We start from the raw sequence: 25,770 nt of genomic DNA, 5'->3' as shown, positions 1-25,770 counted from the left end.
TGGGTTGTCGCGAGTGGTGCGCACCATGCGCAGCGACGTGGCGGCAGCGTGTCATCGTCAGGAACGGCCGACCGAGTTCTCGCGCCCAGCAGGTGCCAACGCGTCACGCCCTCCCCAACGCGAAGAACGTGACGCATCGCCCGCCACAAGAGACGCCCTACTGCGCAACCGGCACCGTCACGTCACTACCGAACCAGTGCATCGAGATCTTCTTCAACGTGCCTTCCTTGCGCAGCGAATCCAGCGCGTCGTTGATCGCCTTCTCGAACTTCGGATTGCCCTTGTGGAACGGGATCGCCATCTCCTGCTTGCCGCCGTTCAACACCGCGCCCGAGCGCAGCGGCAGGTTCGACGTCTTGATCATGTACGGCAGCATCAGACGGTCGTCGAGCGTCGCCTCGATCCGGCCCGCGGCGAGATCACGCAGCTTTTCCGGCGCGCCCGGATACGTCTGCACCTCGATGCCCGGCACGCTGCGCGCCATCTGGTCGTAGTTCGTGCCGAGCGTCACGCCGAGCTTCTTGCCCTTGAAATCCTCGAGCGACTTGAAGTTGCGCGTGTCGTCCTTGCGCTGGATCAGCTGCGCGGCCGAGTACGTGTACGGCTCGCTGAAATCGAGCGCCTCCTTGCGCTGCGGCGTGATCGTGACCTGGTTGACGATCACGTCGAACTTGCCCGCCTGCAGCCCCGCGATGATCCCGCTCCATTCGGTCGGCACGAACTGCGTCTTCACGCCGAGCTTGCCGGCCACCGCGTTCGCCACGTCGACGTCGAAGCCCTCGAGCTGGCCCGACGTGCCGCGCGAGTTGAACGGCGGATACGTGCCTTCGAGCCCGACACGCAGCACGCCGGCCTTCTTCACCGAGTCGAGCAGATCGTCAGCGTGCGCGGCGACGGCCGTGAAGCCAAGGGCCGACGCAAGCAGCAGGCCCGACAGCAGGAACTTCGAACGTTTCATCGTGGATCTCCAGTGTTCAATGTGGTCAGAGGGCGCCGGGCATCGTCGTGCCCGAACCGGGCCGGACTACGGGCACGTAGACATTACGCGCAACCGGCCCCGACCGGAAGTCGAATTGGCCCCGATTGCAATCGATTTCAGCGAACGGAATGCGGGCGAACCGATCGTCGGCGCCATTCAGGACACGCTTAAAAGTACCCATTCGAGTCAGGGAATTTTTCCGAATCGCGCCGTAATTTGTCTGTAAAATCGCGCGAGCGAAATCGCTCAACGCGCCATCCGAGGGTGCGTCAAAAGAAGAAAAGGCCGTTGCCATGAGCATGCAGAACACTGTTGCCGCATTGCGCGGCGGGTTGCTTCAGCAGGACCGGCTGTTGAAGCTCGATACGCCACTGGGTGCCAACGTGCTGACCGTGCAACGAGCGGTCGGCCGTGCGCGCATCGGCCGGGCCTATGAATTCACGCTCGACGTGCTGTCGACCGACAGCGACGTGGAGCTGAAAAAGCTGATCGCGCAACCGGTCACGCTATGGATTCAGCAAGCCGACCGCAGCTACCGGCCGGTCAACGGCTACGTGCACACGGCGCGGCGCCTGGGCGCCGACGGCGGGCTCACCACCTACCAGCTGACGTTCGCCGATTTCACCCATTTCCTGAAGTTCCGTCGCGATCAGCGCATCTGGAACGACACGACCGTCGACCAGATCATCAGCGACGTGCTGAACCAGCATCCGCAGGCGCGCGGGCATTTCCGCTTCGCGCTGTCGCAGCCGCTGCCAAGCCGCTCGTACACGCGCCAGCACGACACCGACTGGCATTTCGTGCATCGGCTGATGGAGAGCGAAGGCCTTTACACCACATGGCAGCAGGCCGACGACGGCAAGTCGCACACGCTCGTCATCACCGACAACCTGCAGGCGTTCGCGCCGCTGTCGCCGCAAACCGTGCGCTTCTATCGCGGCGGGGCAGCGAGCGATGCCGACGCGTTCACGCAATGGTCGGGCACGCGCACGCTGCAGAGCGTCACGCGCACGACACGCACGTTCGACTACAAGAACCCTTCCCAGCCGTCGAATCCGAAGGGCACGACGCTGCCGACGATGGCCGATCAGGGCGAATTGCCCGACCAGCTCGAAGTCTACGAGTACACCGGTGCGTACACGTACCTCGACCAGACCCGCGGCGACCATCTGACGAAGATCCGGATGGAGGCATGGGAGTCGCAGGCGAAGCGCTTCCACGGCGCGGGCGGCGTGCGTGCGATCGATGCGGGTCGGCGCTTCACGCTGTCGGATCATCCCGAACACGATCGCGATCTGGCCGACCAGCGCGAGTTCGCGACGATCGGCGTCGACTGGTGGATCGAGAACAACCTGCCGGTCGCGAGCAGCAGCGCGGACTTTCCGTACAGTCTGCGCGAAGCGTTGACGCAAGCTCAGGAAGGCTACGGGGCCGATCCGGCATTTCGCGTGCCGCACGACGACGGCTCGGTGGGCTTCTATCTCGTCGAAGTCGAAGCGCAGCGGGTGAGCGTGCCGTATCGCAGCCCGTTCGAGCACGAGAAGCCGAAGATGCATCTGGAGACGGCGATCGTCGTCGGCCCGCAGGGCGAGGAAGTCTATACGGACGAGCTGAACCGGATCCGCGTGCAGTTCGTGTGGGATCGCCTCAATCCGGGCAACGAGAACGCGTCGTGCTGGGTGCGCGTCGTGCAGTCCGATACCGGTGGCGGCTACGGCGGCGTGCACGTGCCGCGCATCGGCGAGGAAGTGCTGATCGACTACGTCGGCGGCGACTGCGACCGGCCGCTGGCGGTCGGGCGCGTGTACAACGGCGCGAACCAGCCGCAGTGGCATAGCGACGGCATTCTCTCCGGATACCGCTCGAAGGAATATTCGGGCAGCGGCTACAACCAGCTCGTGATGGACGACGCGACCGGGCAGAACCGCGTGCAGCTGATGAGCAGCAGCGCGAACAGCCTGCTGCATCTCGGCTACATCATCGACCAGAACGGCAACACGCGCGGGTCGTATCTGGGCAGCGGCTTCGATCTGCGCTCGGACGCATACGGCGCGGTGCGGGCGAGCCGCGGCCTGTACGTGACGACCCATCCGAAGGCAGCGAACAGCCAGCCGCTCGACGTGACGGAAGCGCAGCAGCAGCTCGTGTCCGGGGAGAGCCTGATCGAGGCGCTGTCGGGCGTGAGCGAGCAGCATCAGGCCGAAAGCCTGAAAGACGCGCAGGAGGCGATGCGTGCGTTCACCGATGCGACGCAGGACCGTGCATCGGGCAACGCATCGGGCGGGCGCACCGCGGGCGGCGGCACGGGGAGCGCGAACGCGTTCAAGGAGCCGGTGATGCTGTTCGGCAGCCCGTCGGGGATCGCGATGTCGACGCAGGAGTCGCTGCACATGGTCGCGAACGATCACGTGAACGTCGCGAGCGGCCAGAGCGTGCATGTCGCGGCGGGCAAGTCGCTGATCGGCAGCATCGGCCAGAAGCTGAGCCTGTTCGTGCAGAACGCGGGGATGAAGCTGTTCGCGGGCAAGGGCAAGGTGGAGATCCAGGCGCAGTCGGACAACGTCGAGGTGACCGCGCAGAAGGCGGTGAAGGTTGTATCCGCAACCGACCGGATCGAGATCGCGGCCGATCAGGGGATTCTGTTGACGAGCGGCGGGGCGTACATCCGAGTCAAGGATGGCAACGTCGAAATCCACGCACCGGGCAAGATCGATGTGAGGGGTGCGTCGCATACGTTCGCCGGGCCGGCGAGCCTGGGCTATCCGTTGCCGAGCGCGCGGCCCGATCAGCCGGGCCAGCTGGAGCTGTTCCACAAGTACATGAACGGCGAGGCCGTGAAGGGCGGGCTCTTCACGGTGAAGGACGTGAATGGCACGGTGCTGAAGAAGGGCGCGCTCGACAACAGCGGCTATACCGTCGTCAGCGGCTTGCCGCCGGGCGCGGTGCGCGTCGAGTTCGGCAAGGATCCGCGCGCGTCGGACCAGCCGGCGAATTACTTCAAGCAGGCGAAGTGGCCGGCCGAGCCGGTGGCGCCTTCGCCGGAAGCCGCGCAGGCGGCGGCGAGCGGACAGCTTGCGAGCCAGTTGCAAGGCATGGCGCCGGCGGCATCCACGGCGGCGATGGGGTTCGCGAGCGGCAGCGGCGCCGGCGCCGCACTTGGCGGGCTCGCGGGCGCCGCGTTGCCGGCCGCGGCGGCTGCGGTCGGCGGAGCGGGCGTCGCGTCGGCCGTGCAGACGGCCTCCAGCCTTAGTGGCGCGGCAAAGCAGGTGGCTGCAACGGTGCAGACCGCGCGCCAGGGCGGCCTGGCTGCGCTCGCCGCGCCTGCCGCAAATGCTGCGTCGGGCGCGCTCCAGAGCGCGTTGCCCGGTGTCGCCGGAGTCGCGGGCAAGGCCGCAACGACGACGGCGACGGCGTCGGCAGCAGGCGGCATGAAGCTGCCGACGAGCGGCTTCGGCGGACCGTTGAAATCCTGAGAGGGCGGCGCGTCAGCCGTCTTGAGAAAACGAATTGAACGAACCACGACATGGCACAACAACTTCCACCCGGCGCCGAGAAGGAAGAAGCCGTCACCTGGCTCAGTGACGTTTCGGCGAAGGACGTCGCGGCGGTCGGCAACCGCTTCGACGCATGGCTGCGCCGCATCAGCGGCAATCACATCACGTTCGAGGACGTGAAGACGTTTGCCGGCGCGGTGCCGATCGTCGGCAACATCATGGCGATGGTCGATGCGCTCGGCGACATCGCCGAGATCGTCGAGAAGCGCGGCGGGCAGGTGCTCGACTACATGAGCCTCGCGATCAACCTGCTCGGCATCATTCCGATTCCGCCGACGCTCGCGCCGTTCCGGATGTCGGCGCGCCCGTTGCTCGCGCTCGTGCGTCACGAGTTGCTGGCCACGCGCAGCAATCTCGGCGCGGCGATCATCTCCGTGCTGGTCACGCACGTCAACGCGACGTGCGCGACCGAGATCGAGGATTTCCTCAACAAGCTGAAGGCGGGCCTCGTCGAACTGCTGGACGGCTGCGCATCGAAATCCGAGGAGCTCATGCTCGCGCTGGCGACGGGCATGGACCGCGCGCTGCACGGGCAACTGCTCGACGCCAACGCGAACCTGAAGCGCCAGCAGCAGCTCGCCACCAAGATGGCCGACGACCGGCCGTGGTACAGCCCGAGCCGGGTCGGCGATGGCATCCAGTTCGCATACGAAGGCACCAAGGCGCTCGGCAAGCAGGTCGTCAACAAGACGGCCGGGACGATGGCGAAGCTCGCGCCCGACGCGTGGCTCGAGCCGTTTCGCGGCGCGGTGACGTTCCTGCGGACCGAGGCGCCGAAGATCGCGACGTCGATCCGTTCGCTTGCCGGCAGCGAAGAAGGCAAGATGATGTGGCTGGTGTTGCAGCTGATCGAGGCCGTCGGGCGCGTCAAGGCACGCGCGAAGCTCCATGAGCAGACGGCCGACGTCAAGGCTGCCGGGACGAGCCAGGCAAAGAAGACGCGCGGGCAGGAAGGTCTCGAGAAGACCAGCGGCCAAGCGCCGGCCGAAGGTCCGGGCAAGAGCGCGTGCAAGGCGTGCGGCATCGGCGCGTCGCCGGCTTCGATCGATTTCGCGTTCGGCGACGAAACCTTCTCGCACGTGGATTTCGATCTGCCGGGCGCGCTGCCGCTCGTGTGGGAGCGTACGTACCGTTCGCGGCTTTCCGCGTATGACGACGGCGAGCTCGGTGCGCGATGGATCACGCCCTATACGACGCGGATCGACATCGCGGACGGTCAGTGGATCTATCGCGATGCGGAAGGACGCAGCATCGAGTATCCGGCGCTGGCGGCCGGCGCAGTGCACGACGATCTGTCGGAAAACCTGACGCTGTCGCGACTCGACGACACCTGGGTGACGATCGCCTATGGCCATGACGCGCTGCATGCGTACGAGCGTCGTGGCGACGCGTTCCGGCTGGCGATGCAGAAAGATCGCGCCGGCAACACGATCACGCTCGACTACGACGCGCTCGACCGCCTTGCGCGGCTGATCGACGCGAGCGGCAACGTGCTCGCATTCGAGCACGACCGACATGGCCGGATCGTACGGATCGAGCATGTGCTGAAGGACGGCGCACGCCGGACGCTGGCGAGCTACGAGTACGACACCGCGGGCGACCTCGTGCGCGCGGTCGATCGTCATGGCAATGCGCGGACGTATCGGTATCACCGTCACCTCGTGACGCGCTACACCGACCGCACCGGCCGCGGGATGACGCTCGAATGGGATGGCGCGGATGCCGACGACAACGCGAACGCGAAATGCATCCGCGAATATGCCGATGACGGCAGCCTCGATCTGCGTCTCGCGTGGAACCCGAATATCCGCCTCACCTACGTGACCGACGCGCTCGGTCATATGACGCGCTACTACTTCAACATTCATGGCTACGTGTACCGGATCGTCTATCCGGACGGCAACCAGGAGTGGTTCCGGCGTGACGCGCATCACAATCTGGTGCTGCATATCCGTCAGGACGGCAGCGTCGAGCGGCGCGAGTATGACGCGCGCGGCAATCTTGTCGAGCACGAACGCGCGGACGGCAGCGTCGTCGAAATGGCCTACGACGACAAGGACCAGATGATCCGGCTCGTCGATCCGAACGGGCACGTGTGGCAACGCAAGTACGACGATGCGGGCAATCTCGTCGAAGAGATCGATCCGCTCGAGCGCTCGACGAAGTACGCGTACAACGACAAGGGGTTGCCGACGCAGATCACCGATGCGAAGGGCGGCTCGAAGGCGCTCGAGTACAACGATGCCGGGCAGGTCACGAGCTACACGGATTGCTCCGGCAAGAAGACGGAGTGGCGGTACGACGATATCGGCCGCGTGATCGAGACGAAGGACGCATCCGGCGGCGTGATCGCTTATGCATACGGCGCGAGCGGCCAATTGAGCGAGATTCGCTCACCGGCCGGTGTCGAGCACGTGCAGTACGACGCCGAAGGCCGATTGCTCGCGCATACCGATCAGCTCAATCGGTCGACGCGCTATGGCTACGACGCGGTGGGCCGCATCGCGAGCCGCGCGGATGCGCTCGGGCAGACGATCGCTTACCGCTACGACCGCCTGGGACGTTTGACGGCGCTCACCGATGCGAACTTTGCGACGTACCAGTTCCACTACGATCCGGCGGGGAGGTTGATCGAGGAAGTCGCGTTCGACGGCAAGTCGACGCGCTATCAATACGATCCGGACAGCGGCAGCCTCGTATCGATGGACGAAGCGGGCTGCGTGACGTCCGTCGACGTCGATGTGAACGGCCGTCTGCTGAAGCGCGTCGCGGGGGGCAGCGAAGAGCGGTTTGCGTATGACCGCAGCGGCCGGTTGATCGACGCGGTGAATCGATACAGCCGCGTGCAGTTCTTCTTCGATCCGGTCGGCAATCTGGTGCGCGAGCATCATGCATACGACCTGTTCGGCGAACAGCGCAGCTACGTGTGGCATCACGACTACGACGAACTCGGCAACCGGCGTCGGAGCGTGCGGCCGGACGGGCATGTCGTGGACTGGCTGATGTACGGCTCGGGGCATGTGCACGGGATGTTGCTCGATGGCGAGGAGCGCGTGCAGTTCGAGCGCGACGATCTGCATCGCGAGACGGTGCGCGTGCTGTCGAGCAAGGTGGGGCAGCGCACGCACTACGATCCGGCGGGGCGCGTGCTGCAGCAGACGATTCAACGGTCGACGGCGCCCGCGCCACTGGTCGAGCGGCGGTATCGCTATGACGCGGTGGGACAACTGTCGCGAATCGAGGACAGCCGCAAGGGCGGGACCGACTATCGGTACGATCCGGTCGGACGGTTGGTCGAGGCGATCAGTCCGGTGGCGAAGGAGCGCTTCGCGTTCGATCCGGCGAGCAACATCATCGATCCGGTGCGGACTGCCGAGACGCCGGCATCGCGTCCGAGCCCGGTGCGGCCGGAAAGCACGTTGCCGGTCGAGGTGCCGAAGGTGCTGGGCAACCTGCTGAAGGCGTATGCGGGGATGCACTTCGAGTACGACGCGCGCGGGAATTTGGTGCGCAAGCGGACGCCGGTGGGCGAGCAGCAATACGAGTGGGATGAGTTCAATCGCTTGCTGTCCGCGCGTGTTGCGGAGACGTCTCGGCAGAGCGAGGCGCGGTATTTCTATGACGCGTTCGGCCGGCGTATTGCGAAGGAGGTGAACGGCGAGCGGACGGTGTTCGGTTGGGATGGTGACACGCTGGCGTACGAGAGCGACGGCGAGCGCGGTACGCACTATCTGTACGAGCCGCGGACGTTCGTGCCGCTGGCGCAGTATGTTGCGGAGCCGGTGGAGGGTATTGCGACGCCGCAGTGGAAGAGCACCGATCGCTATGTGCCGGAGGAGGATCCGCTACAGAAAATGCCGGAGCGGCGGGGCGACGCGGCAGTGTTTTACTACCACTGCGACCAGATCGGGACGCCGCAGTTGCTGACCGATGACGACGGTGACGTTGTGTGGGAAGCGTCGTACAAGGCGTGGGGTGAAGCGCGGGAGGTGATCGCGCGCGCGTCGAAGGCGACGGGGATCGTGGCGAAGAATGCGCTGCGGTTTCAGGGGCAGTGGGGGGATGATGAGACGGGGCTGCATTACAACCGGTATCGGTACTATGATCCTCATTCTGGCCGGTTCGTTAGCAAAGATCCGATTGGTTTGCAAGGCGGCCCGAACATCTATCAGTACGCGCCCAACCCGATCTTGTGGACAGATGCACTCGGTCTAGCGCGTGAGCTGTCTGGATGCGATAGTTCAAACCGCCCTTTAAGCAGTAGCCAATATTCAGTGCTTCATGAGGTTCAGCTTGCTCCTGGTCAGGAGGTGGGTAGCGACCCATCGCATTTCAGGGAAGCAAATCGACAGTTCGATGCAGCAATGCAAAGCGATCCACAGTTCAAGCAAATGATGGATCAACATTATTCCGGGGTTTCGGATCACGTTGCGGCTGGCCCACGAGGCGGATACAAATCAAGTGCCCCGCCCGGGTTCTCGTGGCATCATCATCCGTGCCGTAAGGGGGTTCTGCAGTTGGTCCCGATGTCTCAGCATCAGGCGCCTGGCCCTGTTCAAGCTGTGCTGCATCCGGGCGGCCAAGGTGGCAAACAAAATTGGGGAGGCGGACGCGCTCGCTAATGAACAAGATCACGACCCTTCGAGACGTGCTTGACGGCATCGACAGGCAACCTTGGGACTTCGCGCTATACATGCCACACGGAGTCGACTGGAATGAAGGCACGCCTTGCGCAGTGCTCAATCCAGACGATTTCGACAATGAGCCAGATCCCGACAGGCCGAGATTCGCCGTCGATCACGGATTGCACTACGCACTTGGAATTCAAGTGATCAAAAGCGTCGTCGAAAATGCTAGAGCACAGCGGCAAGGCGCGACTGTGTCGGACTTGGTAAGCGCCTTCGTCTACTACTACGACAACGACGCCTACATCGACTGGTCAAACGGATGATGTCACACGTCTGCGAATTCGGCACGGTACCGAAACTGGCTGCACTATAACCGGCACAGGTACTATGATCCCAACAGCGGCCGGTTCGTCAGCAAGGACCCGATCTGTAGTGGTCAACTGATTGGCTGCTTGCTGTTTGAACTCGGGGGAAAACGAACGACGTTGCTTCGGCATCAGACACCTCTCCATGGGGACCTATCCGCGATTTCGTGGGCGAGGCATATCATGAGGTGTAAAAGTCATGGATATGCCAATGAAGAAGAAAAGGCAAACTGTAGCGCGTCAGGCAGCGGCCCGCGGGCCGCTGCCTGAACTGCCCAAGGAACTGCTGGACCAACTGGTCAAGGGGCCGATGACGCCGACCGAGGTCCAGGATTTGATGCTGGCGTTCAACAAAGCAGTCATCGAACGCGCAATGGGCGCCGAGAGGAATCTGCATCTGGGCTACCCGTCGGGCCAGTCCAAGCCGCCCGGGCAAGCCAACGAGCGCAACGGCGCCAGCGGCAAGACGGTCATCACCGATCGGGGACCAGTTCGGGTCGAAGTCCCCCGCGATCGTGACGGCAGCTTCGAGCCAATCCTGATTCCCAAGCACGAACGCCGTTTCACTGGATTCGACGAACGCATCATCGCGATGTACGCCCGCGGCATGAGCGTGCGCGAGATTCAGGCCTTTCTGGCTGAGAGCTACGGCACCGAGGTGTCTCCCGACTTCATCAGTTCGGTCACCGACGAGGTGATGGCCGAGGCGCTGAGCTGGCAAAGCCGCCCGCTCGAAACGATGTATCCAGTGGTGTTCTTCGATGCGCTGCGCGTCAAGATCCGCGACGACGGCGTGGTCAGCAACAAGGCCGTCTATCTGGCCTTGGGCATTCAGGCCGATGGCCAGCGCGACGTGCTGGGCCTCTGGATCGAGCAGACCAAGGGTGCCAAGTTCTGGCTCAAGGTGTTCAACGAACTGAAGACGCGCGGCTGCCAGGACATCCTGATCGCCGTCGTCGATGGCCTGAAGGGGCTCACCGAAGCCATCGGCGCGGCCTATCCGCGGACCACCGTTCAGACCTGCATCGTGCATCTGATCCGCAACAGTCTCGAGTACGCCAGCTACAAGGACCGTAAGGCGCTCGCCGCAGCGCTGCGCCCGATCTACGCGGCCGCCAGCGAGGAGGCGGCAAGGCAGGCACTGCAAGACTTCGCTGACGGCCCTTGGGGCGCGAAGTACCCGACCATCGTGCAGTCGTGGCAGCGTGCATGGGAGCACGTCATACCGTTCTTCGTGTTTCCGCCGGAGATTCGACGAGTTGTCTACACAACGAACGCCATTGAAAGTCTGAACATGCAGTTGCGCAAGATCATCAAGACTCGTGGTCACTTCCCGAATGACGAGGCCGCGATCAAGCTGCTCTGGCTGGCGCTGCGCAACGTGCTGGCCAAGACCGTGCGGGCCGCCTTCGACTGGAAATCAGCGATGAACCAGTTTGCTATCCTGTTTGGCGAGCGATTCACGCAGGCGCGCGGATAAGGCGCTGTTCAACCGCCTCGCCCACAAAAATGCGGACAGGTTCGGCCTGGCTGGCACCCGGATTCCACGGCAGCTCCGTAATCGATCGAATCACACGCTGTCCCGCGTACGATTTCGCGCAGCGGACCGCTCCACCGGCCAACCGCCCGACACTCTCCGCCGAACCCACGCGCCGCACACGAAATTGGCATAATCCCCCCTCACCGACGCAAGCGGCCCCCGCAGCCCCTACGCGCTCCCGATCGCCCAACGCATCGATTCGACTCCCGTCACCACCGCAACATCCATGTCAACGATCACCGCGACCACCGTGTCGCTGAAGCACATTCTTGAACACCCTGGCGATTTCCACGGGTGGCTCTGCCTGCCGCAGATACCGTGGACGCTCGATACGGAGGGCGAGTTCGCCGAAGGCACCGCTCACGCCGAAGGCGCGACACCACCCGCCACCGCTCCACTAGAAGGTTGGCGCGTGACCTTGAACAGCGCGACGATCGAGGACATCGTCATCAACGCGCATGATCAGGTCGACGAACCAAGCATCGCGCAATTGCTCGACGCGTTCGTGTTCTACGTCGACAACGACGAGTTCATTCTTCTCTGAACGCGCCCGCCACGCCACGCCCCACGCCACAGCAAAAAAGGACCGCCAAGCGGTCCTTCCCTCCAACGCGACAACGTCCGCTCACCGCAAGCTCAAGGCAACGAAATCGTCAAATTCGCCGACTCTGGCCCGACCTTGATCACCTGCGAATAAGGCGCCAGCGCCTGCAGCGTCTTGTCCTTCAGATAGGTGTTGAGCCCGAGATACCCGAGCAGCGCCACAAGCGCGAACACCGCACCGATCGCCCACACCGGCACCTCGCGCTTCAGCCGGTGTGCAATCTGATCCGGCAGCGGCCAATGCGGCGCGAACGCAGCGCGCTTGCCCTTCATATGCGCGATCTCGTCGCCGAGCCGCGCGGTGAGATAAGCGAGCTTCTCCGGCCCCTCGAGCAGATACTTGCCCTGGAACCCGAGCAGCAGGCACATGTGGAACACCTCGAGCGACTGCAGCCGCGCCGCACCTTGCGCCCGGCATTCCTCCAGATACTGGAAGAACTTCTCGCCCGCGAGCTGCTCGCCGAACAGCACCAGCTGCAGCGGCCGGCGTTCCCAGTCGGCCCGGATCTTGAACTGCGACGACAGCACCATCTCGTCGACGGCCGCGCAATACGCGAACTTCGCCGCATACACGTCCTCCGCCGTGATATTCAGCTTCTTCGCGCCGCGTTCGAAGTCCGACAGGAATTCCTGAATCTTCGTGCTGAACTCGCTCGCGCTGTCCGGCGCGCGGCCGTTCTTGAGCAGGAACAGCATGAAGAACCCGTCGTACAGCAGGTCGAGCAGCGAGCGGGCCTGGAACGCGGCGTCGGTCGACGCCGGGGTATGCAACGGGGCCGGCGCGTTGTCGCCGAACAGGGAAGGCGCGTAGCTCATGATGTGACCGCGATCAGTTCGAATTTCAGGTCATTGATGCCAGTCGGCGCATAGATCATCGCCGACTGGGCCTGCAGCATGCGCTCGTACAGCGCGCCGCGCGAGTCGAGCTGGAAGTAACACGCACCGGGCCGCACCGGAATCGCGGGCGGCACCTGCGGCATGTACGACAGCCGCACGCCGGGCATCGCCGACAGCACGAGCTTGTCGACGTCGTCCGGCGCACCGACCTTGAAGCGGGCCGGCACCGCGTCGATGAGTTCGACGTTCGGCATGTCGGCGGACACGGCCAGATAGAACTCGGTCTTGTCGTCGATCTTGCCCGAATCGAGGCGGCCGAGGTGGAACGACGGACGCACTTCGTCGAGCGTGATCGCGAAGTAGCGCGTCGAGATCACGGTGTCGAGCAGCTCGCGCAGCATCAGGTCGAGACGCGCGAAGCTCGGGCCCGGATCGTCGTGGCGATACACGGGCAGGTCGGCGAGCGTGTAGCCCTTCGAGAACGTCATCAGCTGGCCCGCGAGGCGCAGCAGCTCCTGGAACAGCCGCTCCGGATGCAGCGCCGCATGCTGATGCAGATGCGCGAGCGTCGCGAACGCAGCGTTCGCGGTGTGCAGCAGCCAGAACGACGCGATGTCGCCCGAACGGAACTCGATGATGTTCTTCGACGGCTCGCGGTGAAAGCCGTACAGCGCATTGACCTTCGCCTGCAGCGCGTCGACCAGCTGGCGCAGCCGCTGGTGCAGGATCGGCGACGCTTCGATCGCGAGACACGGCGGCACGAAGCTGTCGTCGAGCTCGAAGCCGGACGTCGCCGTGCGCCGCACACGCACGAGCGGCACCGACAGCAACTGGTCGCGCGGCTCGCTGTGCGCGATCAGCTTCACCTGCGTCTTCAGGAACGTGATGTCGGCTTCGGCCGCGTCGGTGAAGTTGTCGGCGACGCTCGTCTGCTCGCTGACGAAACGCGTCGTGAAGCCGGACGCCGGATCGTCGCTGTAGTTGGTGCCGTTCTCGCGCAGCGGATGCAGCGCGAGGTAGAACACGAATTCGTTGATGCCGTCGGGCAGCGTGTCGAGCGCGATCGGCGGCGGCAGGTCGTCGGCCTGCGGCGCGGCATACAGTGCGCCGTCCGGGAACACGAGCGCGAGCTCGGCCACGCGCAGCACGTTGCTGCCGAGCGCATCGCGATCGATGCGCACCGAGCGCAAGCCCCAGTTGTACGGCTGAATCGCCTGGATCGATTCGAACAGGCGCGCCTCGTGATAGGCGTCCTGCCGTTGAAAGTGTTGAGGCCGGAGGAACAGCCCTTCCCCCCACAGCACCTTGGCCGAATAACTCATGTCAAATCCGGTTAATGTAGCGTTGCGATCTAATCGATTTGGTCGTGCCCGAATTAATCGCCAATTTGTTAACTCTTGTTAATTGACATTCGTGCGTCATGCTTATCCGCAGGTAACCGACGAAAGCAAATTCAGCGGTTGCGAAGGCGCACCCTGTTGCGGTGCGATCACGGTGCCATCGGTGACCGTCATCGCGCAATTATGCAGGCCGATGATTATGCCGGATTTCTCCGACTTTGCCGGGTCGAACGTCAGTTTCCAGCGCTGGATGGCCGGATCGCGGAACAGTGCGACGATGCCGAATGCCTGCGCTTCGCGCGACACCTTTTCGGTCGCCGTATAGCGCTGGCCCGGAATCAGCGTGATCTCGCGCACGTTCAGCAGATCGGCGCCGAGCGCGGCCTTTTCCTTGGTCGGATCGGTGAACGCGTCGAACGGCGCCTGCTGGAACGAAGTCGGGTCCTTCAGCGAGTAGAGTCTCACCACCAATGCGAGCGGCTTGCGATCGTTCGCGGCGTTCAGGTTCGACGCCGCCGCGAGCGTAAGCCCGATGTTGCGCGGCGGCTTCTGCGAATCCGGGAGCTCGGGCTTGCCGATGCCGGCTGCCTGCATCACGGCGCTCGCGGCCGAGCCGAGCAACGGGGCGGCCGCACATCCGGCCAGCAGCGCGCTCGCGAGCAGCGGCAGCGCATAGCGAATCATGGTCGATTTCATCGTGTTTCCGGCGTGCTGCCTTTAACTCCCCTGTCAAAACTGCCGGTATTGCTGCGCATCGCGCGCATGCCCGGCTTATCGGCCTTCAACTATTAAACATGCGGGCGCCGCAGCGCGTTTCGGAAATTTTTTCCGTCCCCGGCGCGCCGCGGAGCAAGTAAAAGTTGCGCATTCCCTTCGCTGGAAAGGCTGTCCGCGGCCCATTGCGGAAGGCGTTTCGAGGGGTGGCGCACACTTTTAAAAGGAATTACTCTGCACGCAACGATTGAATTATGAAAAATTGATCGGTACTATACCCGCGCGCTTCTTGCAAAGCAAAAGAACCAGATTCTCAACGAATTTAATACTCACGCGCCGGTGGATATAACGATGAAAGACCGTCTCTTCGCAAAACTTTCTGGGGTAGTGCTGGCCTGCGGCGTCATCGCCGGTTGTGCGACCCAGCCGTCCGCACCGCCGAGCGCCGAGGTATTCAACAAGTCGCTGGCCGATGCGGACGCCGTCGCGAAGTCGGGCGATCAGGACAAGGCGCTCGGCCTGTACCAGCAACTGGCGAAGTCGGACCCGACGCGCGAAGAGCCGTGGTCGCGCATCGCGCAGATCCAGTTCGCGCAGAACCACTACGGCCAGGCGATCGTCGCCGCGCAGGAAGCATTGCAGCGCGATGCGACCGACCGTCAGGCGAAGAGCGTGCTCGCGGTCGCGGGCCTGCGGATCGCGACGCAGTCGCTCGGCGAGCTGCGCCAGGATGCATCGCTCGCGGGCGACGCGAAGTCCGACGCGCAGGCGCTCGCGAAGCAGCTGCGCGACACGCTCGGCGAATCCGCGCTGTTCCCGCCGGAGCAACGCGTCGCGAAGCCGCGCACGTCGCGCCGCATCATTCATCGTCCGAAGGCCGGCGCGGCGCCGGCCGCCGAGGCTGCAGCGCCGGCGCAGTCGGCTCCGCCGCAGGCCGCCGCCGCGCAGAAGGGCGGCGCCGATCCGTTCAGCGCGCTGCGCAACTGAGCGCAACAGCACGCAACTGACGCGATAACCACAACTAACCTGGGAGCCGTCGAGATGGCCAAGAAAGAGAGCATTCAGAAAAGTCTGCAGAAGATACGGCCGCCGCGTGTCCAGCTGACCTACGAGGTCGAGAAGGGCGACGCGATCGAGGTGAAGGAATTGCCGTTCGTCGTCGGGGTCGTCGGCGATCTGGCGGGCCAGTCGGAAGTCGAGCAGCCGAAGCTGCGCGACCGCAAGTTCGTCAACATCGACCGCGACAACTTCGACGACGTGATGAAGGCGATCGAGCCGCGCGCCGCGTTTCAGGTGGAGAACCGCCTGAGCGCGGACGGCGGCAAGTTCGCGGTCGACCTGAAGTTCCGCTCGCTGTCGGATTTCAGCCCGGACGAAGTCGTCGAGCAGGTCGAGCCGCTGCGCCGCCTGCTCGAGGCGCGCTCCAAGCTCGCCGATCTGCGCAACAAGCTTGCCGGCAACGACAAGCTCGAGGATCTGCTGTCCGAGGTGCTGACGAACACGCAGCAGCTGCAGGAGCTCGCGAAGGGCACCGGCGGCGACAAAGACGGCGAATGACGACGGAGTGTTGAGATGAACCAGCAAACGGCTGCGGCCCAAGCGAGCGGCGCGGAATACGCCGCCGGGACTTCGCTGCTCGACGACATCGTCGAGAAGAGCAAGGTCGCGAAATCCGATTCCGAGCATGCGCGCGCGAAGGACCTGATCGGCGAACTCGTGCATCAGGTGCTCGACGGCACGGTGATCGTGTCCGACAACCTGTCGGCGACGATCGACGCGCGGGTCGCCGAGCTCGACCGCCTGATCTCCACGCAGCTGTCCGCGGTGATGCATGCGCCGGAGTTCCAGCGCCTCGAAAGCACGTGGCGCGGCCTCGACTATCTGGTCAAGGAAAGCAACACCGGCCAGACGATCAAGATCAAGGCGCTGCACGCGCCGAAGCGCGACCTCGTGCGCGACTTCAAGGGCGCGAGCGAGTTCGACCAGAGCGCGCTGTTCAAGAAGGTCTACGAAGAAGAGTTCGGCACGTTCGGCGGCTCGCCGTTCGGCGCGCTGATCGGCGATTACGAGATCTCGCGCCAGCCGGAAGACATGTACTTCATCGAGCAGATGTCGCACGTTGCGGCCGCCGCGCACGCGCCGTTCATCGCATCGGCGTCGCCGGAGCTGCTCGGCCTCGAGTCGTTCGCCGATCTCGGCAAGCCGCGCGACCTCGGCAAGGTGTTCGACACGGTCGAATACGCGAAGTGGAAGTCGTTCCGCGATGCCGAAGATTCGCGCTACGTCGGCCTCACGCTGCCGCGCTTCCTCGGTCGCCTGCCGTTCAATCCGAAGGACGGCCAGACCGCAGAGAACTTCAACTTCGTCGAGGACGTCGACGGCACCGAGCACGACAAATACCTGTGGTGCAACGCGGCGTGGGCCTTCGCGGCACGCCTGACGGCCGCGTTCGACGACTTCGGCTGGTGCGCGGCGATTCGCGGCGTCGAAGGCGGCGGCCTCGTCGAGGACTTGCCGACCCACACGTTCAAGACCGACGACGGTGAAGTCGCGCTGAAGTGCCCGACCGAAATCGCGATCACCGATCGCCGCGAGAAGGAGCTGAGCGACCTCGGCTTCATCCCGCTCGTGCATTGCAAAAACTCGGATTACGCTGCGTTCTTCGCCGCGCAATCGGTGCAGAAGCCGAAAAAGTACAGCACCGACAGCGCGAATGCGAACGCCGTCCTGTCTGCCCAGCTTCAGTACATCTTCTCGGTATCGCGCGTCGCGCACTACCTGAAGGCGATGATGCGGGACAAGATCGGCAGCTTCGCATCGGCGCAGAACGTGGAGACTTTCCTCAACCGGTGGATTTCGCAATACGTTCTGCTCGACGACAACGCATCGCAGGAGCAGAAAGCGCAATTTCCGCTGCGCGAGGCATCCATACAAGTATCGGAGATTCCGGGCAAGCCGGGCTCGTATCGTTCGGTCGCGTTCCTGCGCCCGCACTTTCAGCTCGACGAACTCTCGATTTCTCTGCGACTTGTCGCTGATCTGCCCAAACCGGCAAATTCATAAGCGAGCAATTCGCCCGGGCGGGCCGCCTGGGTAGGACGTTAAAACCACCTCTTTGGGGAGTCGAAGGGCCATGTTACATATGCACATGCAGTTTGGTAGTCCGGCGGTGAAGGGCGAGTCCGCCGACAAGGACCATCAGGGCTGGATCGAACTGAAATCGTGGGATCACTCGATCGTTCAGCCGCGTTCGGCAACGGCATCGACCGCAGGCGGTCACACGATGACGCGTTGCGAGCACGGCGACATGATCTTCACGAAGGAGATCGATTCGTCGAGCCCGCTGCTGTATCAGCACGCTTCGGGCGGCACCACGTTCGACGAAGTCACGGTCCATTTCTCGCGCGCGGACGGCGAAGGCAAGCGCGTGCAGTATCTGGAAGTGAAGCTCAAGTACGTGATCATCTCGAGCATCGCGCCGAGCGTGCGTGAAGAAGGTCTGCCGATCGAGACGTTCTCGCTCAAGTACGCAGCCGTGCAGTGGAAGCAAACCCAGCAGAAGATCGGCGGCAACCAGGGCGGCAACACGCAGGGCGCCTGGAGTCTGACGAAGAACGACAAGACCTACGCGGTCTAAGGTCGGTTGCGGCAACGGGGCGCCTGGCGTCCCGTTGCCGTTTTCGCTGTGAACGCCGACCGATGAAACGCTTCGAACCCAGTTTTCTCGACAAGCTGTTCGACGACGAACCGCACCTGCCGGCCTCGGCAGCGATGCGGCAATTGTCGCTGGACGAGCTCAAGAACACGGTCGCCCGCGACGTCGAGGCGATCCTCAACACCCGTATCGCGCACACCGAACTCGAGCTGGCGGCGCTGCCGGAATGCCAGAAATCGGTGCTCACCTACGGGCTGAACGACTTCGCGGGCCTGAGCCTCGCGAGTCACTATGACCGCGCGTTCATCTGCAAGTCGATCCAGCAGGCCATCGCACGCCACGAGCCGCGGTTGCAGCAGGTGCAGGTGACGTTCGAGCTGAACGAGCAGTCGACCAACGCGCTGTACTTCGCGATCCAGGCGCTGCTCGTCGTGCATCCGGCCGAGGAGCCGGTGAATTTCGACGCGATGCTGCAGCCGTCGACGCTGCAGTATTCGGTCACGCGCGCACGCGCGGCCAGAATGCAGTGAATCAAGCTGCCGAGCGGGCCGGACCGCCCGGTGGCGGACCAGGGTCCGGCAGGAAAGATTGAGCTTCGGGGTCGTCGATGGAAGAATTGCTGCCGTATTACGAGCGCGAATTATCGTTTTTGCGGCGCTATTCGCAAGATTTCGCGGAACGCTATCCGAAGATCGCGGCGCGGCTCGCGTTGTCGGGCGAGCATTGCGAGGATCCCCACGTCGAGCGGATGATCGAGTCGTTCGCGCTGCTCGGCGCGCGCATCAACAAGAAGCTCGACGACGACTACCCCGAGTTCACCGAAGCGCTGCTGGAAGTGCTGTATCCGCACTACCTGCGGCCGTTCCCGTCGTGCTCGATCGCGCAGTTCACGCCGGCCTCGCCCGGCCAGCAGACCGAACCGGTCGTGATCCAGCGCGGCACCGAGCTGAAGAGCCGCCCGATTCGCGGCGTGCAATGCCGGTTCCGCACCGCCTACGACGTGACGCTCGCGCCGATCCGCATCTCCGAGGCACGCTTCACGCCGGTCGCGCTCGCGCCGAGCGCGACGGTGCTGCCGTCCAACGCGACGGGCGTGATCTCGATCACGTTCGAATCGCTCGCCGCGCAGCTCGACCTCGGCGCGCTGAAGCTGCCGTCGCTGCGCGCGCACTTGCACGGCGAGCAGTCGTTCGTCGCCGCGCTGACCGACTGCCTGTTCGTCAACGTGCTGGCCGCGTACGTCGAGCCGGAGCGCAATGGCCGCTGGACCGCGTTGCGCAACCTGCCGATCGCGCAGGCCGGCTTCGACGAAGACGACGCGCTGATCGATTACCCGGCGAAGTCGCATCCCGCCTATCGGCTGCTGACCGAATACTTCGCGTTTCCCGACAAGTTCGACTTCGTCGATTTCGACGTCGCGGCGATCGCGCGCGCGGCGGGCCGCTGCCAGCGCGCGACGCTGCATCTCGTGCTGCAGGACGTGCGCAGCGATTCGCATGTCGCGCGCCTGCTCGAGCTGCTGACGGCCAGCCATTTCCGGCTGTTCTGCACGCCGATCGTCAACCTGTTCCGCCAGCACGGCGAGCCGATCCGCATCACGCACCGCGCGGTGTCGTATCCGGTGATCGCCGAGGCGCGGCGCGCGTTCGCGTACGAGGTGTACTCGATCGATTCGGTGAAGCTCGTCAGGCAGCAGGCGCATGAGGAATCGGTGATCGAGTTCCGGCCGTTCTACTCGCTGCATCACGGCGAATCGGCGCGGATCGGCCACTACTGGTTCGCGCGCCGCAACGACTGGGTCGCGCAAAAGAGCCCCGGCTACGAAACGGAGATCTCGATCGTCGACATCGACTTCGAGCCGACGTCGCCGCAAACCGACACGCTGAGCCTCGACCTCACCTGCACCAACCGCGACCTGCCGGCGATGCTCGCGTTCGGCCTCGAAGGCGGCGACCTGTTCCAGGAAGGCGGCGCGCAGACGAGCGGCATCTCGATGCTGCGGCGTCCGACGCAGAGCGTGCGCTTCGAGCGCGGCCGCGCCGCGCACTGGCGGCTCGTGTCGCACCTCGCGCTGAACCACGTGTCGCTGGTCGCGCACGGGCTCGCGCCGCTCAAGGAAATGCTGACCTTGTACGACCTGCGGCGCACCGCGGTGTCGATGCGCCAGATCGACGGCCTCGCCGGCGTCGAGCAGCGCGGCGCCGTGCAGTGGCTGCCCGGCAAGCCGTTCGCCACCTTCGTGCGCGGCATCGAGATTCGCCTGACCATCGACGAGGAGCATTTCGTCGGCGCGAGCCTCGCGTCGTTCGTGCGCGTGCTCGACAGCTTCTTCGGGCTGTACGTGCACCTCAACAGTTTCGTTCAACTAGTCGTGGTGTCGAAGCGCACCGGCGAGGAGATCATCCGATGCAAGCCCCGAACCGGCGAATCGATCCTGGCGTAGTCGACGCGCTGCTCGACGAGCCGCACCGCTTCGAGTTCTTCCAGGCCGTCCGCGTGCTCGAGGGGCTGTTCGCGCGGCAGGCGTCCGATGCGCCGGGCGCGTGGCGGCAGGGCGACGTCGTCGCGCAGCGCATCGAGTTCCGCAACACGCTGTCGATCGGCTTCCCGCCGAGCGAAATCGAAGGCGCGCGCTCGTTCGACGACGACGGCACGCCGCTCGATTCGAGCGACGCGCGCGGCGCGGCGCTCGCCGCCGGCGAGCTCGGCCGCGTCCAGCTGACGCCCGCGTTCTTCGGGCTGCTCGGCGGGCAGGGCGCGCTGCCGCTGCACTACACCGAGCAGATCGTCGCGCGCGAGCATCTCAAGCGCGACCATGCGGCGCGAGCGTTCTTCGACGTGTTCTCGAACCGCGCGACCGCGCTGTTCTACGCTGCGTGGAAGAAGTACCGGCTGCCGTTCCATTACGAACTCGACCGCGACGAGCGCTATCTGCCGCTGTTGCTCGCGATCGCCGGCGTGCCGAGCGACGAGGTGCGCGACAGTCTCGCGGCCGGCGCGGGCGGCGTGCTCGACGAAGCCGTCGCCGGCTACGCGCTGGCCGCGCGGCATCGGCCGATGTCGGCCGCGTACCTGCAGCGCACGCTGTCCGACTACTTCCGCGTGCCGGTGAAGATCGACCAGTTCGTCGGCAAGTGGTACGACGTGCCGCCCGATCAGCTGAGCGTGCTCGGCGAAGTCAACGCCGTGCTCGGCGCGACGGCGCTGGTCGGCGAACGGGTGTGGCAGCGCGACATGCGCGCGCGGATCGTCGTCGGCCCGCTGTCCAAGCGCGATTACGAAGCGTTCCTGCCCGGCGGCCCGCACGCGATCGCGCTCGAACGGATGTTGACGCTGCTCGCCGGCGTCACGCTCGAATACGAGGTCAAGCTCGTGCTCAAGCGCACGGAAGTGGGCGCGAGCGTGCTCGGCGCGGGCTCGCGGCTCGGCTGGGACGCGTTCCTCTGCACGCGCGACGCGGCGGAGGATCGCTCCGACGCCCGCTACGAGCTGCACGTGATTCACTGACTGACAACAAACAAGCAATCGAACCTGAGATCGACGCCATGAGCACGCCCCTGAAGACCCTGATCACGAAACTGAACCCGCTGTGCCGGCACGCGGCCGAACGCGCGGCGAGCGCGTGCCTGGCGCGCGGCCATTACGAGGTCGATCTGGAGCACCTGTTCATCGCGCTGCTCGACGAGGCGACGGGCGATCTGCCGCTCGCGTTGCGCGCGAGCCGCGTCGATCCGCATGCGCTGCGTGCCGATCTCGAGCGCGAACTCACGCGGCTGAAGACGGGCAACACGCGCACGCCGGTGTTCTCCGTGCATCTGATCGCGCTGTTCGAGCAGGCATGGCTGATCGCGTCGCTCGATTCGCAGCTCGGCCGGATCCGCTCGGGCCATCTGCTGCTCGCGCTGCTGACCGCGCCCGATCTCGCGCAGTTCGCGCAGCGGATGTCCGCGCAGTTCGCGGAAATGAACGTGACCGACCTGAAGCACAAGTTCGACGAGATCATGGCCGGCTCGAGCGAAGCCGAGCCGCGCCAGCCCGATGGCGACGACGGCGGCGATGCGGTGTCCGACGTGGCGCCGGGCGCGGCCGCGGCCGGCCCGTCGAAGACGCCCGCGCTCGACACGTACACGACGAACCTCACGCAGCGCGCACGCGACGGCAAGATCGACCCGGTGATCGGCCGCGAAGCCGAGATCCGCCAGGCGATCGACATCCTGATGCGCCGCCGCCAGAACAACCCGATCATGACCGGCGAGGCCGGCGTCGGCAAAACGGCGGTCGTCGAGGGGCTCGCGCTGCGGATCGCCGCGGACGACGTGCCGCCGCCGCTGCGCGGCGTCGCGCTGCACGTGCTCGACATGGGGCTGCTGCAGGCCGGCGCGAGCGTGAAGGGCGAGTTCGAGAACCGCCTGAAGAGCGTGATCGACGAGGTGAAGAAGAGCGCGCACCCGATCATCCTGTTCATCGACGAGGCGCACACGATCATCGGCGCGGGCGGCCAGGCCGGCCAGAACGATGCGGCCAACCTGCTGAAGCCGGCGCTCGCACGCGGCGAGCTGCGCACGATCGCCGCGACGACGTGGAGCGAATACAAGAAGTACTTCGAGAAGGATGCGGCGCTCGCGCGGCGCTTCCAGGTCGTGAAGGTCGAGGAGCCGAGCGAGCCGCTCGCGGCCGCGATGCTGCGCGGGATGTCGGGGCTGATGGAGAAGCACTTCAACGTGCGGATTCTCGACGATGCGATCACCGAGGCCGTGCGCCTGTCGCATCGCTATATCAGCGGCCGCCAGCTGCCGGACAAGGCGATCAGCGTGCTCGACACCGCGTGCGCGAAGGTCGCGCTCGCGCACAGCGCGACGCCGGCGGCGATCGACGACACGAAGAAGCGCATCGAGCGCATCGACGCGGAGATCGCGTCGCTCGAGCGCGAAGCGGCCGGCGGCGCGTCGCACGACGAGCGGCTCGGCGAGCTGCGCGGCGCGCGCGACACGGCGCTCGCGCAATTGAGCGACGACGAAGCGCGCTATGAAGCGGAGCGCGCGATCGTCGCCGAGATCACCGAGCTGCGCGAGACGCTCGACCGCGCGCGCCACGCATCGGAAGACGGCGAGCCGGTCGACGTGCCGGCCACGCGCGAGAAGCTCGCCGAGCGCGTCGCGGCGCTGCATGCACTGCAGGGCGGCGAGCCGATGGTGCCGCTGCAGGTCGACGGACACGTCGTGGCCGAGATCGTCGCCGCATGGACGGGCATTCCGCTCGGCCGGATGGTGAAGGACGAGATCGACACCGTGCTGAACCTGCAGCCGCTGCTCGGTGCGCGCGTGATCGGCCAGGATCACGCGCTCGACGCGATCGCGCAGCGCGTGCGCACCGCGAGCGCGAACCTCGAGGATCCGAACAAGCCGCGCGGCGTGTTCATGTTCGTCGGGCCGTCGGGCGTGGGCAAGACCGAGACGGCGCTCGCGCTGGCCGACATCCTGTACGGCGGCGAGCGCAAGATGGTCACGATCAACATGAGCGAGTATCAGGAGGCGCACAGCGTGTCGGGCCTGAAGGGCTCGCCGCCGGGCTACGTCGGCTACGGCGAGGGCGGCGTGCTGACCGAGGCCGTGCGCCGCAATCCGTACTCCGTCGTGCTGCTCGACGAAGTCGAGAAGGCGCACCCGGACGTGCTCGAGATGTTCTTCCAGGTGTTCGACAAGGGCACGATGGACGACGCCGAAGGGCGCGAGATCGACTTCCGCAACACGCTGATCATCCTGACGTCGAACGTCGGGTCGGCCGCGGTGATGCAGGCGTGCCTGAACAAGACGGCCGACGAGCTGCCCGACCCGGACGCGCTCGCCGAGGCGCTGCGTCCGCAGCTGTACAAGACCTTCAAGCCGGCGTTCCTCGGCCGGATGAAGGTCGTGCCGTACTACCCGATTTCCGACGACGTGCTGGCCGAGATCATCGAGCTGAAGCTCGAGCGCATTCGCCGCCGCATCGAAGCGAACCACAAGGCCGCGTTCGAATGGGACGAGTCGCTCGTCGATGCGGTGCTCGCGCGCTGCACCGAAGTCGATTCGGGCGCCCGCAACGTCGACCATATCCTGAACGGCACGCTGCTGCCCGAGATCGCCGGCCACGTGCTCGGCCGGATCGCCGACGGTGCGGCCATCGCGCGCATCGCCGTGCGCGCCGACGACGCGGGCGAATTCGCGTACACCGTCGAATGAGCGCGGCCGCGCTCTCTGCAATGACGAACTGAACCCACCATGCCGATCAATCTCCCCGAGCTGCTGACGCCGATCAGCGATGCGTCGCCCAGCGGCGACGACCTGCTGTTCTCGAACGAATTCGACGCGATCCAGGATGCGCGGCGCCATGACGATCCGACGCTCGACCAGGGCGAATGGGTGACCGACATCAAGGAGGCCGACTGGGGCTTCGTCGTCGACCATGCCGGCGAGCTGCTGCGCACGCGCACCAAGGACCTGCGGCTCGCCGTGTGGCTGACCGAGGCGCTTGCGCTCGAGGACGGCATCACCGGCCTCACCGAAGGTTATGCGCTGCTGGAAGGCCTGTGCCGCGACTACTGGGACACCGTGCATCCGTTGCCCGAAGGCGACGACGTCGAATACCGGCTCGGCAACGTCGCGTGGCTGTCGGGGCGCACGGCCGAGCTGCTGCGCGGCGTCGCGGTGACCGACGGCGCGTCGAACGCGTTCACCACGCTCGACTGGGAGGTCGCGCAGCATGTGGCGCAGGCCGTGAAGCGCGATCCCGAACACGCCGAGGAAATCGCGCGCGGCAAGCCGTCGGTCGAGCAGATCGACGCATCGCGGCGCGTGACGCCGATCGCGTTCTACACGGCGCTGCTCGCGAACCTGAAGGCGTTCGAGTTCGCGCTCGACGCGTTCGAGGAGCGGCTGGTCGAACGCGCGGGCGATTCGGCGCCGAGCTTTCGGCAGACGCGCGATGCGTTCGAGACCGTGTATCGGCTCGTCGAGCGTTTCGCGCGCGAGCAGGGATATACGGGCAGCGCACCGCACGCGCCGTCGGCGCAGCAAGCGCAGCCGGAGCGCGTCGAACCGAGCTTCGGCGACGCGTTCCACACCGAGGAGACCCATGTGCAGACGCAGACCGCTTCGCGTGCGCCGGTGGCGCAAATGATCGCCGGCATCCAGAACCGCGCGCAGGCCGTCGACCAGCTGCGCGCGGTCGCGCGTTACTTCCGCCAGACCGAGCCGCACAGCCCGGTCGCGTATCTCGCGGACAAGGCCGCGGAATGGGCCGACATGCCGCTGCACAAGTGGCTGGAGAGCGTCGTGAAGGACGACGGATCGCTGTCGCATATCCGCGAGCTGCTCGGCGTGAGGCCCGACGAGCAGTCGTGAGCGATGATCGTTTGGCCTGAGAGCCTCAGGTTCCGCAGCGACATGCGGTACTGGCAGGAGCAGAACCGAATCCACGCGAGCCGGAGTGGCCTGCGTTCCTCGAGACACTGAAAACCTCGGCCACACGTACAGACGACGCAGTAGCGCGATGCGGTTTTACGTACTCGCCGATACGC

At 65.2% G+C, this 25,770-nt stretch carries 18 protein-coding genes and 1 pseudogene; 15 read left to right on the top strand and 4 right to left on the bottom strand.

Annotated elements, in window-relative coordinates:
* Positions 1–157: 157 nt before the first annotated feature.
* The gene (locus MBR110_RS00205; protein ID WP_059735598.1) at positions 158–958 is read right to left on the bottom strand and encodes a transporter substrate-binding domain-containing protein; all 801 of its coding nucleotides are present in this window, start codon (positions 956–958) and stop codon (positions 158–160) included.
* Between the two features lie 314 nt (positions 959–1,272).
* Here MBR110_RS00205 and MBR110_RS00200 point away from each other — a divergent pair, with 314 nt between their 5' ends.
* The 6 genes and pseudogenes from MBR110_RS00200 (at position 1,273) to MBR110_RS00175 (ending at position 11,610) form a co-directional block, all read left to right on the top strand.
* Entirely contained in the window at positions 1,273–4,452 is a 3,180-nt protein-coding gene (locus tag MBR110_RS00200; protein WP_181709115.1) for a type VI secretion system Vgr family protein, read from the top strand.
* 50 nt (positions 4,453–4,502) lie between these two features.
* The gene (locus MBR110_RS00195; protein ID WP_059735595.1) at positions 4,503–9,155 is read left to right on the top strand and encodes an RHS repeat-associated core domain-containing protein; all 4,653 of its coding nucleotides are present in this window, start codon (positions 4,503–4,505) and stop codon (positions 9,153–9,155) included.
* Positions 9,155–9,484, top strand: coding sequence for a DUF7716 domain-containing protein (locus MBR110_RS00190; RefSeq protein WP_011883097.1), 330 nt, complete (start codon positions 9,155–9,157; stop codon positions 9,482–9,484). The genes MBR110_RS00195 and MBR110_RS00190 overlap by 1 nt, the downstream gene beginning before the upstream one ends.
* A 39-nt stretch (positions 9,485–9,523) precedes the next feature.
* A pseudogene (locus MBR110_RS32560) lies at positions 9,524–9,589 on the top strand (RHS repeat-associated core domain-containing protein); the annotation flags it as partial.
* A gap of 142 nt (positions 9,590–9,731) precedes the next feature.
* A complete protein-coding gene (locus tag MBR110_RS00180; RefSeq protein ID WP_011883098.1) occupies positions 9,732–11,006 on the top strand; it encodes an IS256 family transposase in 1,275 nt (424 codons plus the stop codon).
* Between the two features lie 286 nt (positions 11,007–11,292).
* Positions 11,293–11,610, top strand: a complete 318-nt coding sequence (locus MBR110_RS00175; protein ID WP_059735593.1) for a DUF7716 domain-containing protein — start codon at positions 11,293–11,295, stop codon at positions 11,608–11,610.
* Between the two features lie 92 nt (positions 11,611–11,702).
* Here MBR110_RS00175 and icmH read toward each other — a convergent pair whose 3' ends face one another.
* The 3 genes from icmH to tssJ form a co-directional block, all read right to left on the bottom strand.
* Positions 11,703–12,485 (bottom strand): type IVB secretion system protein IcmH/DotU, encoded by a 783-nt coding sequence (gene icmH / locus MBR110_RS00170; RefSeq protein ID WP_059735591.1) that lies wholly within the window; start codon positions 12,483–12,485, stop codon positions 11,703–11,705.
* The gene (gene tssK / locus MBR110_RS00165) at positions 12,482–13,828 is read right to left on the bottom strand and encodes a type VI secretion system baseplate subunit TssK (protein ID WP_011883101.1); all 1,347 of its coding nucleotides are present in this window, start codon (positions 13,826–13,828) and stop codon (positions 12,482–12,484) included. Before tssK ends, icmH begins: the two co-directional genes overlap by 4 nt.
* A 102-nt stretch (positions 13,829–13,930) precedes the next feature.
* On the bottom strand, positions 13,931–14,530 hold the full coding sequence (tssJ, locus tag MBR110_RS00160) for a type VI secretion system lipoprotein TssJ (RefSeq protein WP_172820452.1): 600 nt from the start codon (positions 14,528–14,530) through the stop codon (positions 13,931–13,933).
* Between the two features lie 381 nt (positions 14,531–14,911).
* Between tssJ and MBR110_RS00155 the strand changes: the two genes are divergently transcribed.
* The 9 genes from MBR110_RS00155 to tssA all read left to right on the top strand — a co-directional run bounded on the left by MBR110_RS00155 (position 14,912) and on the right by tssA (position 25,594).
* Positions 14,912–15,547 (top strand): tetratricopeptide repeat protein, encoded by a 636-nt coding sequence (locus MBR110_RS00155; protein ID WP_011883103.1) that lies wholly within the window; start codon positions 14,912–14,914, stop codon positions 15,545–15,547.
* 54 nt (positions 15,548–15,601) lie between these two features.
* The gene (gene tssB / locus MBR110_RS00150) at positions 15,602–16,117 is read left to right on the top strand and encodes a type VI secretion system contractile sheath small subunit (protein ID WP_011883104.1); all 516 of its coding nucleotides are present in this window, start codon (positions 15,602–15,604) and stop codon (positions 16,115–16,117) included.
* A gap of 15 nt (positions 16,118–16,132) precedes the next feature.
* Positions 16,133–17,623: a type VI secretion system contractile sheath large subunit gene (tssC, locus tag MBR110_RS00145; RefSeq protein ID WP_011883105.1), complete on the top strand. Its 1,491-nt coding sequence runs from the start codon at positions 16,133–16,135 to the stop codon at positions 17,621–17,623.
* A gap of 70 nt (positions 17,624–17,693) precedes the next feature.
* Positions 17,694–18,197: an Hcp family type VI secretion system effector gene (locus tag MBR110_RS00140; RefSeq protein WP_011883106.1), complete on the top strand. Its 504-nt coding sequence runs from the start codon at positions 17,694–17,696 to the stop codon at positions 18,195–18,197.
* Positions 18,198–18,259: 62 nt separating this feature from the next.
* Complete coding sequence (gene tssE / locus MBR110_RS00135; RefSeq protein WP_011883107.1) at positions 18,260–18,745, top strand: type VI secretion system baseplate subunit TssE; 486 nt, start codon at positions 18,260–18,262, stop codon at positions 18,743–18,745.
* Between the two features lie 77 nt (positions 18,746–18,822).
* Positions 18,823–20,658 carry a type VI secretion system baseplate subunit TssF gene (gene tssF / locus MBR110_RS00130; RefSeq protein ID WP_014722341.1) on the top strand — a complete coding sequence of 612 codons (1,836 nt, stop codon included), beginning with the start codon at positions 18,823–18,825 and terminating at the stop codon, positions 20,656–20,658.
* A complete protein-coding gene (tssG, locus tag MBR110_RS00125) occupies positions 20,622–21,722 on the top strand; it encodes a type VI secretion system baseplate subunit TssG (protein ID WP_059560417.1) in 1,101 nt (366 codons plus the stop codon). The genes tssF and tssG overlap by 37 nt, the downstream gene beginning before the upstream one ends.
* Before the next feature lie 38 nt (positions 21,723–21,760).
* The gene (tssH, locus tag MBR110_RS00120) at positions 21,761–24,433 is read left to right on the top strand and encodes a type VI secretion system ATPase TssH (RefSeq protein ID WP_046423575.1); all 2,673 of its coding nucleotides are present in this window, start codon (positions 21,761–21,763) and stop codon (positions 24,431–24,433) included.
* 39 nt (positions 24,434–24,472) lie between these two features.
* Positions 24,473–25,594 carry a type VI secretion system protein TssA gene (gene tssA, locus MBR110_RS00115; protein ID WP_011883111.1) on the top strand — a complete coding sequence of 374 codons (1,122 nt, stop codon included), beginning with the start codon at positions 24,473–24,475 and terminating at the stop codon, positions 25,592–25,594.
* Positions 25,595–25,770: the final 176 nt, after the last annotated feature.

Source organism: Burkholderia sp. MBR-1 (assembly GCF_013822785.1).
Taxonomy (GTDB): Bacteria; Pseudomonadota; Gammaproteobacteria; order Burkholderiales; family Burkholderiaceae; genus Burkholderia; species Burkholderia vietnamiensis.
Note: the sequence above shows the minus strand (reverse complement) of the source record. Positions and strands in the feature narration are given on the sequence as shown.